The organism is Streptomyces narbonensis (genome assembly GCF_014649015.1).
GTDB lineage: Bacteria > Actinomycetota > Actinomycetes > Streptomycetales > Streptomycetaceae > Streptomyces > Streptomyces narbonensis.
In genome coordinates, this window is the sequence record NZ_BMSF01000027.1 from 13139 (window position 1) to 26564 (window position 13426).

General features: G+C 75.3%; 10 protein-coding genes and 1 pseudogene. 5 read left to right on the forward strand and 6 right to left on the reverse strand.

What is annotated here, in order from left to right; genetic code table 11:
• The first annotated feature begins 77 nt into the window (after positions 1–77).
• Positions 78–527, forward strand: a complete 450-nt coding sequence (locus IE124_RS32145) for an Lrp/AsnC family transcriptional regulator (protein WP_229833091.1) — start codon at positions 78–80, stop codon at positions 525–527.
• On the opposite strand, the gene IE124_RS32150 is transcribed toward IE124_RS32145, so the two are convergent.
• The 4 genes from IE124_RS32150 to IE124_RS32165 form a co-directional block, all read right to left on the reverse strand.
• A complete protein-coding gene (locus IE124_RS32150; RefSeq protein ID WP_189513217.1) occupies positions 517–3552 on the reverse strand; it encodes an AAA family ATPase in 3036 nt (1011 codons plus the stop codon). The two genes, IE124_RS32145 and IE124_RS32150, sit on opposite strands and share 11 nt — an antisense overlap.
• Positions 3549–4727 carry an exonuclease SbcCD subunit D gene (locus tag IE124_RS32155; RefSeq protein WP_189513218.1) on the reverse strand — a complete coding sequence of 393 codons (1179 nt, stop codon included), beginning with the start codon at positions 4725–4727 and terminating at the stop codon, positions 3549–3551. The genes IE124_RS32150 and IE124_RS32155 overlap by 4 nt, the downstream gene beginning before the upstream one ends.
• Positions 4728–4999: 272 nt before the next feature.
• Positions 5000–5626: a YigZ family protein gene (locus tag IE124_RS32160; RefSeq protein ID WP_189513220.1), complete on the reverse strand. Its 627-nt coding sequence runs from the start codon at positions 5624–5626 to the stop codon at positions 5000–5002.
• Between the two features lie 9 nt (positions 5627–5635).
• On the reverse strand, positions 5636–7276 hold the full coding sequence (locus IE124_RS32165) for a PucR family transcriptional regulator (RefSeq protein WP_229833092.1): 1641 nt from the start codon (positions 7274–7276) through the stop codon (positions 5636–5638).
• Between the two features lie 186 nt (positions 7277–7462).
• On the opposite strand from IE124_RS32165, the gene IE124_RS32170 reads away from it, so the two are divergent.
• From IE124_RS32170 to IE124_RS32180, 3 genes and pseudogenes are all read left to right on the forward strand, one after another.
• Positions 7463–8950, forward strand: a complete 1488-nt coding sequence (locus tag IE124_RS32170; protein ID WP_189513222.1) for a long-chain-fatty-acid--CoA ligase — start codon at positions 7463–7465, stop codon at positions 8948–8950.
• Positions 8951–9018: 68 nt separating this feature from the next.
• Positions 9019–10515: pseudogene (locus IE124_RS32175) on the forward strand (carboxylesterase/lipase family protein); the annotation flags it as partial.
• Positions 10516–10691: 176 nt separating this feature from the next.
• Entirely contained in the window at positions 10692–11099 is a 408-nt protein-coding gene (locus IE124_RS32180; RefSeq protein ID WP_189513226.1) for a CoA-binding protein, read from the forward strand.
• 161 nt (positions 11100–11260) lie between these two features.
• Here IE124_RS32180 and IE124_RS32185 read toward each other — a convergent pair whose 3' ends face one another.
• Complete coding sequence (locus IE124_RS32185) at positions 11261–11824, reverse strand: YbaK/EbsC family protein (RefSeq protein ID WP_189513228.1); 564 nt, start codon at positions 11822–11824, stop codon at positions 11261–11263.
• A 44-nt stretch (positions 11825–11868) separates the two neighbouring features.
• Entirely contained in the window at positions 11869–12441 is a 573-nt protein-coding gene (locus IE124_RS32190) for a helix-turn-helix domain-containing protein (protein ID WP_189513229.1), read from the reverse strand.
• Positions 12442–12552: 111 nt separating this feature from the next.
• Between IE124_RS32190 and IE124_RS32195 the strand changes: the two genes are divergently transcribed.
• On the forward strand, positions 12553–13416 hold the full coding sequence (locus tag IE124_RS32195) for a DMT family transporter (protein WP_189513232.1): 864 nt from the start codon (positions 12553–12555) through the stop codon (positions 13414–13416).
• Positions 13417–13426: the final 10 nt, after the last annotated feature.

Sequence of the window (13426 nt, forward strand, 5' to 3'; positions counted from 1 at the left end):
CGAAGCCTCGTACCAGCGCATGAGAATCCCCGGCCGTCGCCTTGATCGGCCGGGGATTCCCCTGCTACCTCTGGTGCATGACCAGCGCATACACTCCGGACGCCACCGACTGGCGCATTCTCGACGCCCTGCAGTCCGAGGGCCGGGCCAGCTTCGCCGAGCTGGCCCGCGCCGTGTCGATGTCGCCGTCCGCCGTGACCGAGCGGGTGCGGCGCCTGGAGGACGCCGGGGTGATCGCCGGATACACGGCGATCGTCGACCAGGACCGGCTCGGCCTGCCCATCCTCGCCTTCGTCCGGCTGCGCTACCCGCACGGCAACTACAAGCCGTTCCACGACCTCATCGCCGCCACGCCCCAGGTCCTGGAGGCCCACCACGTGACGGGCGACGACTGCTTCGTCCTGAAGGTCGCCGCCCGCTCCATGCGGCACCTGGAGGAGATCTCCGGGAAGATCGCCACCCTCGGCTCGGTGACGACGAGCGTCGTCTACTCCTCGCCGCTGCCCCGGCGCTCCATCAGCCGCTGAGCGCGTCCCCGCCGGTGCGCAGCCGCACCGCGGAACCGTGCCGCGCCTTGACGACCTCCAGCTGAGCCGGGACGCGGCGGCGCAGGTCGCCGACGTGGCTGACGATGCCGACGCTGCGGTCGCGCTCGCGCAGCGAGTCGAGGACGTCGAGGACCTCGTCGAGCGTCTGCTCGTCGAGGCTCCCGAAGCCCTCGTCGATGAAGAGGGTGTCGAGGCGGACGCCGCCCGCCTCGTCCGTCACGACGTCGGCGAGGCCGAGGGCCAGCGCGAGGGAGGCGAAGAAGGTCTCGCCGCCGGAGAGCGTGGCGGTGTCGCGTTCGTTGCCCGTCCAGGCGTCGACGACGTGCAGCCCGAGGCCGGCCCGCTTGCCGCCGGAGCGCGCGTCGGAGTGGACGAGGGTGTAGCGGCCTGAGGACATGCGCTGGAGGCGGGCGGTCGCCGCGGCGGCGACCTGTTCGAGGCGGGCGGCCAGGACGTACGACTCCAGGCGCATCCGGCGCTCGTTCTCCGCGGACGTCCCCGCGGTGAGGGCGGCGAGCCGGGCCACCCGGTCGTACTCCTCGCGGACCGGACCGAGCCGGTGGACCTCGGTGCCGGCCTGTCGGGAGAGGCCGGTCAGTCCGGTCGCCCGGGCGCGGGCCGCCGCCAGGTCGGAGGCCGCCTGCCGGAGGCGGCGTTCGGCCGCCGTGTGGGCGGCGTCGGCGGTTGCCGGGTCGGCGGGCGGGAGGGCGGCGGCCGCGGCGGTGCCGGGCTCGGCGAGCCGGTCCGCGACGGCGGCCGCCTCGGCCTGCCAGGCGTCCACGCGCCGCTGGAGGTCGCGGCGTTCGGCCTCTCCGACGAGCGCTCCGCGGGCCTCGGCCGGAGTGGCGAAGCCCGCGCGGTAGGCGGCGTCGGCGAGCCGGTCGTCGGCCTCCTTGAGCCGCTGGGCGGCCTCTTCGGCGGCTCGGACGGCCCGGGCGGCCTCGACCAGGAAGGCGATCTTCCGCTCCAGCCGGGTGGCGTGCTCGGCCACACTGCCGAACTCGCCCCGCCCGCGCACGAGTTCCTCGTCGAGCGTCGCCTGCTCCCCTTCGATGGCCTCGCGGCGCGAGGTGCGCGCGGCGGCCCGCCGCTCGGCCTCCCGCTGCGCGGCGACCCGCCCCTCGTACTCCCGCTCGGCCCGGGCGAGCGCCTCGCGGGCGCTGTGCGTCTGCCCGGCGAGCGCGTGCGCCTCGCCGTGCAGGTGGGTCAGCTCCTCGACCTCCCGGGCGAGTTCGCCGACGACGGGATCCGCGCCCGTCTCGTCGCAGCGGACCTCCGTGCGGGCCGCCGACCAGGCCGCCCGGTTGAGGTCCCGCTCCCGCTCGGCGGCGGTACGGGCCTCGTCGGCGCGGGTGTAGGCCGCGTAGGCCGCGTCCTCTGTGGCGCGGTCGACGTGGTCGGCGGTGGTGCGGGCCGGGGCGGGGTGGGCCGTGGAGCCGCACACCTGGCAGGCTTCGCCCTCGGTGAGGGTGGCGGCGAGTTCGGCGGCGATGCCCTGCAGGCGGCGGGACTTGACGTCGAGCCAGGTCTCGTGGGCGGTGTTCCGGAGCTCTCGGGCCTCCGTGAGGCGCGCCTCGGCGGCTGCGGTGTCCCGCTCCAGGGTGTCGCGGCGGCGGGCCGCGGCGAGGCGGCGGCGGGCGGGCTCCAGACGGCCCGCGAGGTGCTCGGCGCGGGTCGCGGCGTCCGCCGTGGCCTGGACGCGTTCGGCGAGGGCGGTCCGGCGGGGCTCCCAGTCGGCGAGCCAGCCGGCCGCGTCCTGGAGGGCGCCCTCGTCGGCCCGGGCCTCGCGCGCCAGGGCGGTCCGCTCCTCGGCGAGCGCGGCGGCACGGCGCTCGGCGCGGCGGGCCGCGTCCAGGCCGCCGAGCTCCCCGCGCAGCCGGTGTTCGAGGGCGGAGAGGTGCTCGGCCCCCTGGTCGGCGAGGTCGGGGGGCAGGAGCGCGCGGGAGCGTTCGCGGGCCGCCTGCGCGGTGGCGTGCTCGCGCTCGGCGTCGGCGCGCAGGCCCAGCGCGGGAGCGACGCGCTCGGCCTTGAGGGACCGGTCGAGGGCGGCCTGGTGGCGGTCGCGCTCCGGGGTGCGGGCGGTGAGCTGCTCGCGGCGGCGGAGCGCGTCGGCGTGCCGGGCCTGGCGGTCGGCGAGCTCCTTCTCGGCGTCGAGGGCCGCGCGCGCGGAGACCTGTCCGCGCTCGGCGGCGGCAAACCGCACGCCGGCGATGTCGAGGGCCTCGCGGGCCTCGGTGCGGGCGACGGCGGCCCAGGTCAGGACGGACTCGGCGAGGCCGGGGTCCCCGGGGCGCCCCTCGACGGGAGTACGGGCGGCGTCGAGGCCGCCGGCGGCCTGCGCCATGCGGTGGGCGAGGGTGAGGAGCCGCTCGTCCCCGTCCCGTACCTGCTGCTCGGCGGCGCGCCGGAGGTCGGCGAGGCGCTCCTCGACGGCGGCGAAGCGGCGGGTGTCGAAGAGGCGGCCGAGGAGCTTGCCCCGGGCCTCGGCGTCGGCGCGCAGGAACTTCGCGAAGTCGCCCTGCGGGAGGAGGACGACCTGGCAGAACTGCTCGCGGCTCATGCCGAGGAGCTGGGTGATCTCCTCACCGATCTCCTGGTGGGAGCGGCTGAGTCCGGCCCAGGTGGCGGTCGCGGGGTCGTACTCGCGGAGCCAGGTCTGGGCCTTCTCCGTGGTGAAGCCGGGGGCGCCGCGCTTCTTGGGCCGCTGCTGGGCGGGCCTCCGGGTGATCTCCAGGCGCCGGTCCCCCACGGTCAGTTCGAGGAGGACCTCGGTGGAGGTGCCGACGGGGGCGTGGTCGCTGCGCAGGGAGGTGCCCGGGCTCTGGCGGACGCCGGGCACGCTTCCGTACAGCGCGAAACAGACGGCGTCGAGGACGGAGGTCTTCCCGGCGCCGGTCGGGCCGTGGAGGAGGAAGAGACCGGCGGCGGAGAGCGTGTCGAAGTCGACCGTCTGCGTGGTGCCGAAGGGCCCGAACGCGGTGATCTCCAGACGGTGCAGCCTCACCGGCCCACCTCGCGCTCGGCCGAGTCGACCCGTACGTCCTCGAAGGCGCCGTACAGCACCGTCCGCTCGGGGCCGTCCAGCCCTTCGCCACCGCGTACGTGGGCCACGAAGTCCTCCGCGATCTGCTGGTCGCTGCGGTCCCGGAGCCGCTGGGCGTAGGAGGCGTCGGCGCCGTCCTCGGTCCGCTCGGGGTCGAAGACGAGGTTCAGGGTGTGCGGGAAGCGCTCGGTGAGCCGGGCCATGGGCTCGGCGGGCCGCGCGGGGTCGGTGAGGGTGGCCTCGACCCAGGACTGCTCGTGGGGCGCGAGCGCGGGGTCGGCGAGGAGGTCGTCGAGCCGCCCCCGGATCCGGGCGAGGGGGCGTGGGACGGGGCAGTCGAGGCGCTCGGCGCCGGTGATCGCCCCGTCGGGGCCGCTCGGGCCGAGGTCGACGAGCCACATCGTCTTGCGGTGGTCGGCCTCGGAGAAGGAGTACGCGAGCGGGGAGCCGGAGTAGCGCACCCGCGGGGTGAGGGTCTGGCTGCCGTGGAGGTGGCCGAGCGCGACGTAGTCGACGCCGTCGAAGACCCCTGTGGGGACGGCGGCGACGCCGCCGACGGTGATGTCCCGCTCGCTGTCGCTGGGGGCGCCGCCGGCCACGAAGGCATGGGCGAGGACGACGGAGCGGGTGCCGGCGGGGCGGTCCGCGAGGTCGGCGCGCACCCGGTCCATGGCGGCGGCGAGCACGGCCTCGTGCCCGCCCTTCGCCGCGCCGAGCTGTTCGCGCACGAGGGCGGGTTCGAGGTACGGCAGGCCGTAGAGGGCGACGTCGCCGTGTTCGTCGGTGAGGACGACGGGGGTGCCGATGCCGGCCGGGTCGGTACGGAGGTGGATGCCCGCCCGCTCGATGAGCCCCGCGCCGACGCCGAGGCGGCGGGCCGAGTCGTGGTTGCCGGAGATCATGACGGTCGGCACGCCGGCCTCGGCGAGGCGGTGGAGTGCCGTGTCGAAGAGCTCGACCGCGGGCAGCGGCGGGACGGCCCGGTCGTAGACGTCCCCGGCGACGAGGACGGCGTCCACGCGGTGCGCGTGGACGGTCGCCACGAGGTGGTCGAGGAAGGCGGCCTGGGCTTCGAGGAGCCCGACGCGGTGGAAGGACCGGCCGAGATGCCAGTCCGAGGTGTGCAGGAGCCTCACGATGCCGTCCCACCCCGCATGTGCCCCGCTCCTCGCCGCCGCTTCCCGTCGTGTGCGCCCTCCACGCTATCCCGGCCGGAGGGGTGGGTGGGGCCGGTCGGGATTCCGGGGGCGGGGTGGGCGCTCACGGCCGGCACTGCCGGACGCGGTGCTCGGGCGGGTGGTGCTCCGGCGCGCGGTGCTCGGGCGGGTGGTGGACAGGCGGGTGGTGCACGGGCGGGTGGTGCACAGGCGGGTGGTGCACAGGCGGGTGGTGCACAGGCGGGTGGTGCTCAGGCGTCGCCGTACGCCTCGCCGCCGAGGGCGAGCAGGGCCGTGCCCGCCGTGGTGTCCGCGAGCCAGGCCTCGAAGGCGGGGACGTCGGCGTCCGGGAGGCCGATCTCGATCGTGACGGCCTCGGCGTACCGCACGTCCCGGACGGCGCGACCGGTCGCCCGCAGGTCGTTCTCCAGCTTTCCGGCCCGCTGGTGGTCGACGGTGACGGTGGCGAGCCGGAAACGCTGCCGGGTCACCGTGCCGAGCTCGTCGAGCGCCTCCCCGACCACCCCGCCGTACGCGCGGATGAGACCTCCCGCACCGAGCTTCACTCCGCCGTAGTAGCGGGTGACGACGGCGGCGACGTAACGCATCTCACGGCGCAGGAGCATCTGGAGCATCGGCACGCCCGCCGTGCCGCCGGGCTCGCCGTCGTCGCTCGCCTTCTGCACGGAGGCGTCCGCGCCCAGGACGTAGGCGAAGCAGTTGTGCGTGGCGGTGGGGTGCTCCTTGCGGATGCGCGCGACGAACTCCTGCGCCTCCCGCTCGTCGGCGACGGGCGCGAGCGCGCAGAGGAAGCGCGAGCGGTTGATCTCGGTCTCGTGCACACCCTCGCGGGCCAGAGTGCGGTACTGCTCCTGCATCCCGCCAGCCTACGTTCCGCCCACCTCGTACTCCCCGGCGGCCGGTTCGGGAGAGTCCCCCAGGCCCGCGTACGGCAGCGCGCGCAGCGCCAGGGCCCAGCCGAGGCGTGCCTCGCCGGACTCGCTGGAGCGACCTGTGAGCTCGGCGATGCGGCCGATGCGGTTGAGGACGGTGTTGCGGTGGCAGTAGAGCAGTTCCGCGGCCCGGGCGGCCGAGCAGCCGTGGTCCAGCCAGACCCGGAGCGTGGTCAGGAGCGCCGCCCGCTCGCCGCCGGTGGCGAGGACGGGCCCGAGGTGGACCGTGACGATCCGCTCGGCGATGTCGGCGCGCCCGCTGAGGAGCACCTGCGCGAGCCGGTCGTCGAAGGCGGCGGCCTCCCCGCTGCCCGCCGGGAGGGTACGGAGCGTCTGCTCGGCGAGCCGGAGGGCCCGGCCCGCGTGGGAGAGCCGCTCGAACTCCGGGGAGATCCCGGCCGTGGCGCCGGTCAGCTCCCGCAGGACGTCGAGGAGGGCGCCCGCGGCCGGGTCGGCGGAGCCCCGGGGGCCGCTGGCCGGGCCGCCGGCGGGGGTGTCGCGGCGCGGCAGCCGGACGATCCCGGCGTACCGGCCGGAGCGGGGCCGCCAGTACGACCACATCCCCCGCGCCTCCAGGACGGGCGCCGGGTGCGGCGGGGCGGCCGGGTCCTGGGCGGCGACCACGACGACGTACCGGTCGTACGCGGGGACGCCGAGCGCGGCGGCCGCGGCGGAGGCGACGGCGGGGTCGTCGGCGCGGCCGTCGAGCAGCGCCTCGAAGAGGGCGACGCGCCGGGTGTCCTGGCGGCTCTGGAGCTCCAGCTGGGCGAGCCGGTACGCGTCGGCCATCGCGACGGAGTAGCGGTCGATCGTCTCCCAGACACCGCTCGCCATGTCGAGCTCGACGTCCCGGCTGTCGGCCTCCCGGCCCGCCCGGGCCCTGAGGTGCTCGGCCATGACCTGCCAGAGGACCCGGCCGCCTCGGCGGTAGGCCTGGAGGACGGTGTCGAGGGGGACGCCCTGCTCGGCGCGGCGGCGGCCGGTCTCGCGTGCCGCCCACTCGAAGTCGCCCCCGGTCGGGGCGAGGCCGCCGAAGTCCTCCAGGGCGCGCAGGAGGTTGTCGCGGCAGATCTCCCAGAGGTCGTCACGGGTGACGGGGGCGTCGGCCGCGTACGTACCGGAGTGGGCGCGGATGTCGTCGACGGCCCGGTCGGTGAGCCGGTCCACGTCGGCGAGCATCGTCGTGGCCAGCGCCCGCCGAAGCGCCCCGGACCCGGCGTCGGACCCGAGGGGGGTGTGGGCTCCGCCGGACCGAGGGGAGGCGGAGCGCTGGGCGGCGGCACGGGCGGGGGCCGAGCCAGGCCGGGCGGCGGGAGCGGCGGGACGGCCGGAAGTCGGAGCGGGGCGAGCGGCGGGAGCGGGACGGCCGGAAGTCGGAGCGGGGCGAGCGGCGGGAGCGGGACGGCCCGCAGAAGCGGCGGGGCGGCCCGCGGGAGCCTCCGCGCCGGTCGGGCGTGGGGCGTCCGGCCCGTGCCGGCGACGGGCATCCGCGCCGGCCTGGTCGGCGGCGTCCGGGCGCACGGCCTGCGTGCGGGGTTCGCCGCCGGGGAGAGGGGCGGCCGGGCTGTGCGTCATGGCTCGCACCGTAGCCCCGGGATTTGGCGAATGCCACGGGTCGCGCGCGGCAGCGGGGCCGCTGCCCACCCCGGCACGGCACATGGTGGGCATCTGCACATGGCATCCGGGCTGTGCGGCGTCGGATTCTTTGCCGTGTCAGCCGATCGTCGAAGCGCGGACAACTCCGCGTCCCTGGAGCGTGTCATGTCACTGAGCGTCGCCGGCATCCTGGGCGAGTCGGCCCGTCACTTCCCCGACCGGATCGCGGTGGTCGAGGGCGCGGCCCGGCTCACCTACCGCGAGCTGTGGACGGAGGCGCTCCGCTGCGCGGCCGGGCTGCGGGAGGCGGGCCTGAAGCCGGGCGACCGGCTCGCCGTGCTGCTGCCGAACACGACCGAGTTCCTCCGCGTGTACTACGGCGCGCTCGCGGCCGGCGTGACCGTCGTGCCGGTGCACGCGCTGCTCGTCGCAGACGAGGTGCGGTACGTCCTGGAGCACAGCGGCGCGGTGGGCGTCGTGAGCGGCGGGCCGCTGTGGGCGGTGGCCGACGAGGCGGCCCGCGCTGCCGGGGTGCGCGCGTTCCAGGGGGCGCCGTCGGCGGCCGAGCCGCTGCCCGCGGCCGAGCCGGCCGACCCCGCCGACGCAGCCGTGATCCTCTACACGAGCGGGACGACGGGCCGCCCCAAGGGAGCCCTGCTGACCCACCTCAACATCGTCATGAACGCCTCCGTGACCTCCCGGGACCTCCTCGGCCTCGGCGAGGGCGACGTCGTCCTCGGCTGTCTGCCGCTCTTCCACAGCTACGGCCAGACCTGCGCGATGAACGGGACGCTGCGCCAGGGCGCGACGCTCGTGCTGATGCCCCGGTTCAGCGGCCCGGCGGCCCTGGAGGTGCTCGCCGCCGAGGACGTGACCGTCTTCATGGGGGTGCCGACGATGTACCACGCGCTGGTGGAGGCCGCGGCGGCATCCGACCGGCGCCCGACGGCCCTGCGCGCCGCCGTCTCGGGCGGTGCGGCCCTCCCGGTCGCCGTCCTCGAACGCTTCGAGGAGGCCTTCCGCACGCAGGTCCTCGAAGGCTACGGCCTGACGGAGACGTCACCGGTCGCCACCTTCAACCAGCCGCACCTCGGCCGCAGGCCGGGGACGGTCGGGCACGCGGTGTGGGGTGTGGAGGTAGGGATCGCGGACGCCGCCGTGGACCGGGAGGTCGTGCTGCTCGCGGACGGCGAGGTCGGGGAGGTCGTGGTGCGCGGGCACAACGTCTTCGCGGGCTACCTCGACGACCCCGCGGCGACCGCCGCCGCGATCGTGGACGGCTGGTTCCGCACGGGCGACCTGGGCGTCCTGGACGAGGACGGCTTCCTGCGGATCGTGGACCGGAAGAAGGACCTGGTCATCCGGGGCGGCTTCAACATCTACCCGCGCGAGGTCGAGGAGGTGCTCGTGCGCCATCCCTCGGTCTCGGAGGTCGCGGTGATCGGCGTGCCCGACGACACGAAGGGCGAGGAGGTGTGCGCGGTGGTGGTACGCCGGGCGGGCGCGGCCCCGCTCGCCGAGGAGGAGCTCGTGGAGTGGTCGCGGGAGCGCCTCGGCCGCCACAAGTACCCGCGGATCGTGCGCTTCGTGGAGGCACTGCCGCTCGGCCCGACCGGGAAGGTCCTCAAGAGGGCGCTGTTGGCGGGGGGTTGACCGTAAGCCCTCCCGTAACCCCATGATCTGGACGGTGCGTCACCGTCGACCCACGGAAAGGTGAATCGATGTCGGAGTACGTCGCGGACCACGTCCAGGACGGTCCCGGGGTCCGTACGAGGAACGGCGTCCTGCGGGGTTCCCTGAAGGACGGTGTGGCGTCCTTCCTCGGCATCCCCTACGCGCAGGCCCCCGTCGGGGAGTTGCGGTTCCGCGTGCCGGAGCCGGCGGAGTCCTGGGACGGGATCCGGGAGGCCACCGCCTTCGGGCCGACGGCGCCCAAGCGCCCGTACGCCCCGCCGCTCGCCGCACTGCTCCCCGACCCCGAGGTGCCGGGGGACGACTGCCTGAACCTCAACGTCTGGGCCCCCTGGCCGGCCACCGGCCCCGGTGACGGGGGCGCCCCCGGCGGCGGGCGCGCCGTCATGGTCTGGATCCACGGCGGGTCGCTGGTCCACGGCTCCTCGGCGGTCCCCGTCTACGACGGCACCGCCTTCGCGCGGGACGGCGTCGTCCTCGTGTCGATCAACTACCGCCTCGGCATCGAAGGGTTCGGAGTCTTCCCCGACGCGCCCGCCAATCTCGGTCTGCGCGACCAGATCGCCGCGCTGACCTGGGTACGGGAGAACATCGCGGCCTTCGGAGGGGACCCGGAGCGGGTCACCGTGTTCGGCGAGTCCGCCGGTGCGATCTCCATCGGCGCCCTGCTGGCCTCGCCGCTCGCGAAGGGGCTGTTCCGGCGTGCCGTGCTGCAGAGCGGCGCACCGACCGCCAAGTCGATCGGCTTCGCCCGGAAGACCACGGAGGCGATCGCCGCGCGGCTCAGGGTGCCGGCGACGGCGGAGGCGTTCGCCGGTGTGGACCGGGAGCGGCTGCTCGCGGCGCAGACAGCGGTGACGGGCAAGGGATCGCCCCTCATCAGCGGCAACCAGTTCCACCTCGCCGTGGACGGCGAGGTCCTGCTGGAGGACCCGGGGGACGCGCTCGCGGACGGCGCCTCGGCGGAGGTGGAGCTGCTGATGGGCACGAACACGGACGAGTACCGGCTGTGGTTCGTCCCGGACGGCCACGCCGACCGGGTGGGTCCGCTGGTTCAGCGGCTCCTGCTCCGGAAGGGACGGATAGCCCCCCACACGGCGAAGGTGTATCGGGCTCGCCGGCGGCAGGAGAAGCCGGGTGAGGTCCTGGGCGCGATCGCGACGGACTGGATACTGCGGGTCCCGCTGAACCTGCTGGCGGACTTCCGGCTGAACTCCGGAAGGGCCGCCGCGACCTACCTGTACGAGTTCGGATGGCCCTCCCCCGTCCTCGGCCTCCGCGCCTGCCACGCGCTCGAACTCGGCTTCGTCTTCGACACGCTCGACGCGCCGGAGACGCGCATGCTGACGGGCCCGAACGCTCCCCGCGACCTGGCCACGGCCATGCACGCCGCCTGGGTGGCGTTCGCGAAGACCGGCAACCCGGGCTGGCGTCGATGGGGCCCGGCCCGCCCTGTGATGACCTTCGGCCCGGGCGGCCCGGCCCTGGTCGAGGCCCCGCGCGAGGAGGAGCGTCTCGCCTGGGGGAGCTGATGGGGGACGGCGAGGCCGAGCCGGACGACGCCGACTATCAGCCCGATCAGGCCGTTCGGCGCCGCTGCCGACTCTCGGGCGGCAGCGGGAATCGCCTCGCGACCGCGCCTGTTGGACACGGTGACGGCGCCGGCCCGGCGCCGTCGAGTCACGGCCCTCAGGAGGCATGCGTGCACGGCAACCCGGAGACCATCCGCCGGATCCTCACCCAGAGCGGCGACACGTGGGCGGTCGTCGGCCTGTCGTCGAACCAGCGCCGGGCCGCGTACGGAGTGGCTGCGCTGCTCCAGCAGTACGGCAAGCGGATCGTCCCCGTGCACCCGAAGGCCGAGACGGTCCACGGCGAGCAGGGCTACGCCTCCCTCGCCGACATCCCGTTCCCGGTCGACGTCGTGGACGTGTTCGTGAACAGCGAGCAGGCGGGCGCGGTCGCCGACCAGGCGGTCGCGATCGGCGCCAAGGCGGTCTGGTTCCAGCTGGACGTGGTCGACGAGGCCGCGTTCGACCGGACCCGCGAGGCGGGCCTGGACATGGTCATGGACCGCTGCCCCGCGATAGAGCTGCCCCGCCTCGCCTGAACGGGACCCGCGCGGGCACGGGTCCCGTGAGGCCACGACGGGTCGCGCGGACCCCGGGGCCGTAAGACCGAGACGGGCCGCGGGGACCCGGGCCTCGCAGGACCACGACGGGCCGCACGGGACCCGCGCCTCGCAGGGTCCGCGCGGGCCCACGGTCCGCCTCAGGCGACCGGGACGCCGAGGCCCTCCAGGACGACCGCGCCGGGGAGTTGGGCGAAGGCCTTCCCCGGCATGATCAGCTTGCCGCGCCGGCGGCCGCTGCCGACGAGGACCCACTCGGTGTCCACGACGGCGGCGTCCACGAGGAGGGCCCAGTCGGCGGGGAGGCCGACGGGGGTGATGCCGCCGTACTCCATGCCGGTCTCGCCGGTCGCGGTGTCCATGGGTGCGAAGGAGGCCTTGCGGGCGCCGAGGTGCTTGCGCACGACCCCGTTGACGTCGACACGGGTCGCCGACTTCACGAGGCAGGCGGCCAGGGTCGTCGTCTCGCCGCGCTTGCCCGCGACGACCACGCAGTTGGCGGACTCGTCGAGCAGCGCGGGCCCGTAGTGCTCCAGGAAGACGGCGGTGTCGGCGACGTCCGGGTCGGTGTCCACGTACACGAGCTGGTCGGCGGGTACGGGGCCGCTCCAGGCGCGGACGGCGGCGGCGACGGGGCCGGTCAGCTCGTCGAGGCAGTCGGCGGCGGGGCGGGCGTTGTCGAAGTCTCCGATGGGTGCGCGCATGCCTGTCACGCTAACAACCCGCTCCCGGGGCGTGGACGTCCGTCTCAGCGTGCGGGCGGGATGGAGACGGCCATCGTCATCTCGACCGTCTCGTCGCCGTCGTTGCGGTAGGTGTGCGCCACGTTGGCCTCGAAGACCGCGGACGTGCCGGCCGGCAGGGAGTGCTCCACCTCGTCGACGACGAGGGTGAGGACGCCGGCGGAGACGTGCAGGAGCTCGGTGGTGCCGTCCGGGTGCGGGTCCGAGTCGCTGCCCTCGCCCGGCATGAGCGTCCAGGACCAGAGCTCCAGGGGCCCGCGGGCCTCGGTGCCGACCAGGAGGGTGGTGTGGCTGCCGGTGGCGGTGGACCACATGCGGACGGCCTGGTCCGGCGGGACCAGGCGGACCTGGGGGCCCTGCTCGTAGTCGAGGAGGGTGGTGATGGAGACGCCGAGGGCGTCCGCCAGCTTCACGGTCGTGCCGACGCTGGGGTTGGTCCTGGCCTGCTCAATCTGGATGATCATGCCCCGGCTGACTCCGGCCCGGGCGGCGAGCGCGTCCAGGGTGAACCCCCGCTCCTTGCGCCAGCGCTTCAGGTTCCGGGCGAGCGACTGCGTGAGCTGATCGAGGTCCGACACATTCCGTCCAATATTCTGGATGACAGAGTTCAATGCACTGAACTACGGTGGGGTGTACCCGACTGTTCACTGCACTGTACTGCGTGCTGCCGTACGCGACTGCGAGGATCCATGACCGCCCTGTTCGCCCTGGCCACCGCGCTGCTCTGGGGCCTCGCCGACTTCGGCGGCGGACTGCTCACCCGCCGGATCCCGGCCCTCACGGTCGTCGTGGTCTCCCAGACCCTCGCGGTCCTCGTCCTCGGCACCCTCGTCCTGGCGACCGGGGCCTGGACCGAGGCGGGCCCCCAGCTCTGGTACGCGGTCGGGGCCGGCGTCGTCGGCCCGGCGGCCATGCTCGCCTTCTACAAGGCACTGGCCCTCGGCCCCATGGGCGTGGTCTCGCCGCTCGGTTCGCTCGGCGTCGTCGTCCCCGTGTCGGTCGGCCTGGCCCTCGGCGACCGCCCCGGGCTCCTCCAGCTCGCGGGCGTCGTCGTGGCGATCGCCGGCGTGACCCTCGCGGGCGGCCCCGAACTGCGCGGCGCGCCCGTGCAGCGCCAGGCGGTCCTGCTCACCCTCTTCGCGGCCTTCGGCTTCGGCTCGGTGATGGCCCTCATCGCGGAGTCGTCCACCACCGTCACCGGCCTCTTCCTCGCCCTGCTCGTCCAGCGCGTCACCAACGTCCTGGTGGGCGGCGGCGCTCTGTACGTCTCCGTGCGCCGGGGCGGCCGGGCCCTCCCCGAGGGCGGCCCCGCCGTCATCCGCGCGGCCCTCCCCGCCCTCGCCTTCGTCGGCCTCGCGGACGTCGCGGCCAACGGGACGTACGCGATCGCCGCCCAGCAGGGACCGGTCGTCGTCGCGGCGGTCCTCGCCAGCCTCTACCCGGTGATCACGGCCCTGGCCGCGTTCGCGGTCCTCAGGGAACGGCTCCGCCCGGTGCAGGCGGCCGGCGCGGCCCTCGCGCTCGGCGGCACGGTCCTGCTGGCAGCGGCCTGACGTCCCGCGG

Coding starts and splice junctions, on each gene's coding strand:
- IE124_RS32145 (WP_229833091.1), top strand. CDS start 78: ATGACCAGCGCATACACTCCGGACGCCACCGACTGGCGCATTCTCGAC.
- IE124_RS32160 (WP_189513220.1), bottom strand. CDS start 5,626: ATGCAGGAGCAGTACCGCACTCTGGCCCGCGAGGGTGTGCACGAGACC.
- IE124_RS32165 (WP_229833092.1), bottom strand. CDS start 7,276: ATGACGCACAGCCCGGCCGCCCCTCTCCCCGGCGGCGAACCCCGCACG.
- IE124_RS32170 (WP_189513222.1), top strand. CDS start 7,463: ATGTCACTGAGCGTCGCCGGCATCCTGGGCGAGTCGGCCCGTCACTTC.
- IE124_RS32185 (WP_189513228.1), bottom strand. CDS start 11,824: ATGCGCGCACCCATCGGAGACTTCGACAACGCCCGCCCCGCCGCCGAC.
- IE124_RS32195 (WP_189513232.1), top strand. CDS start 12,553: ATGACCGCCCTGTTCGCCCTGGCCACCGCGCTGCTCTGGGGCCTCGCC.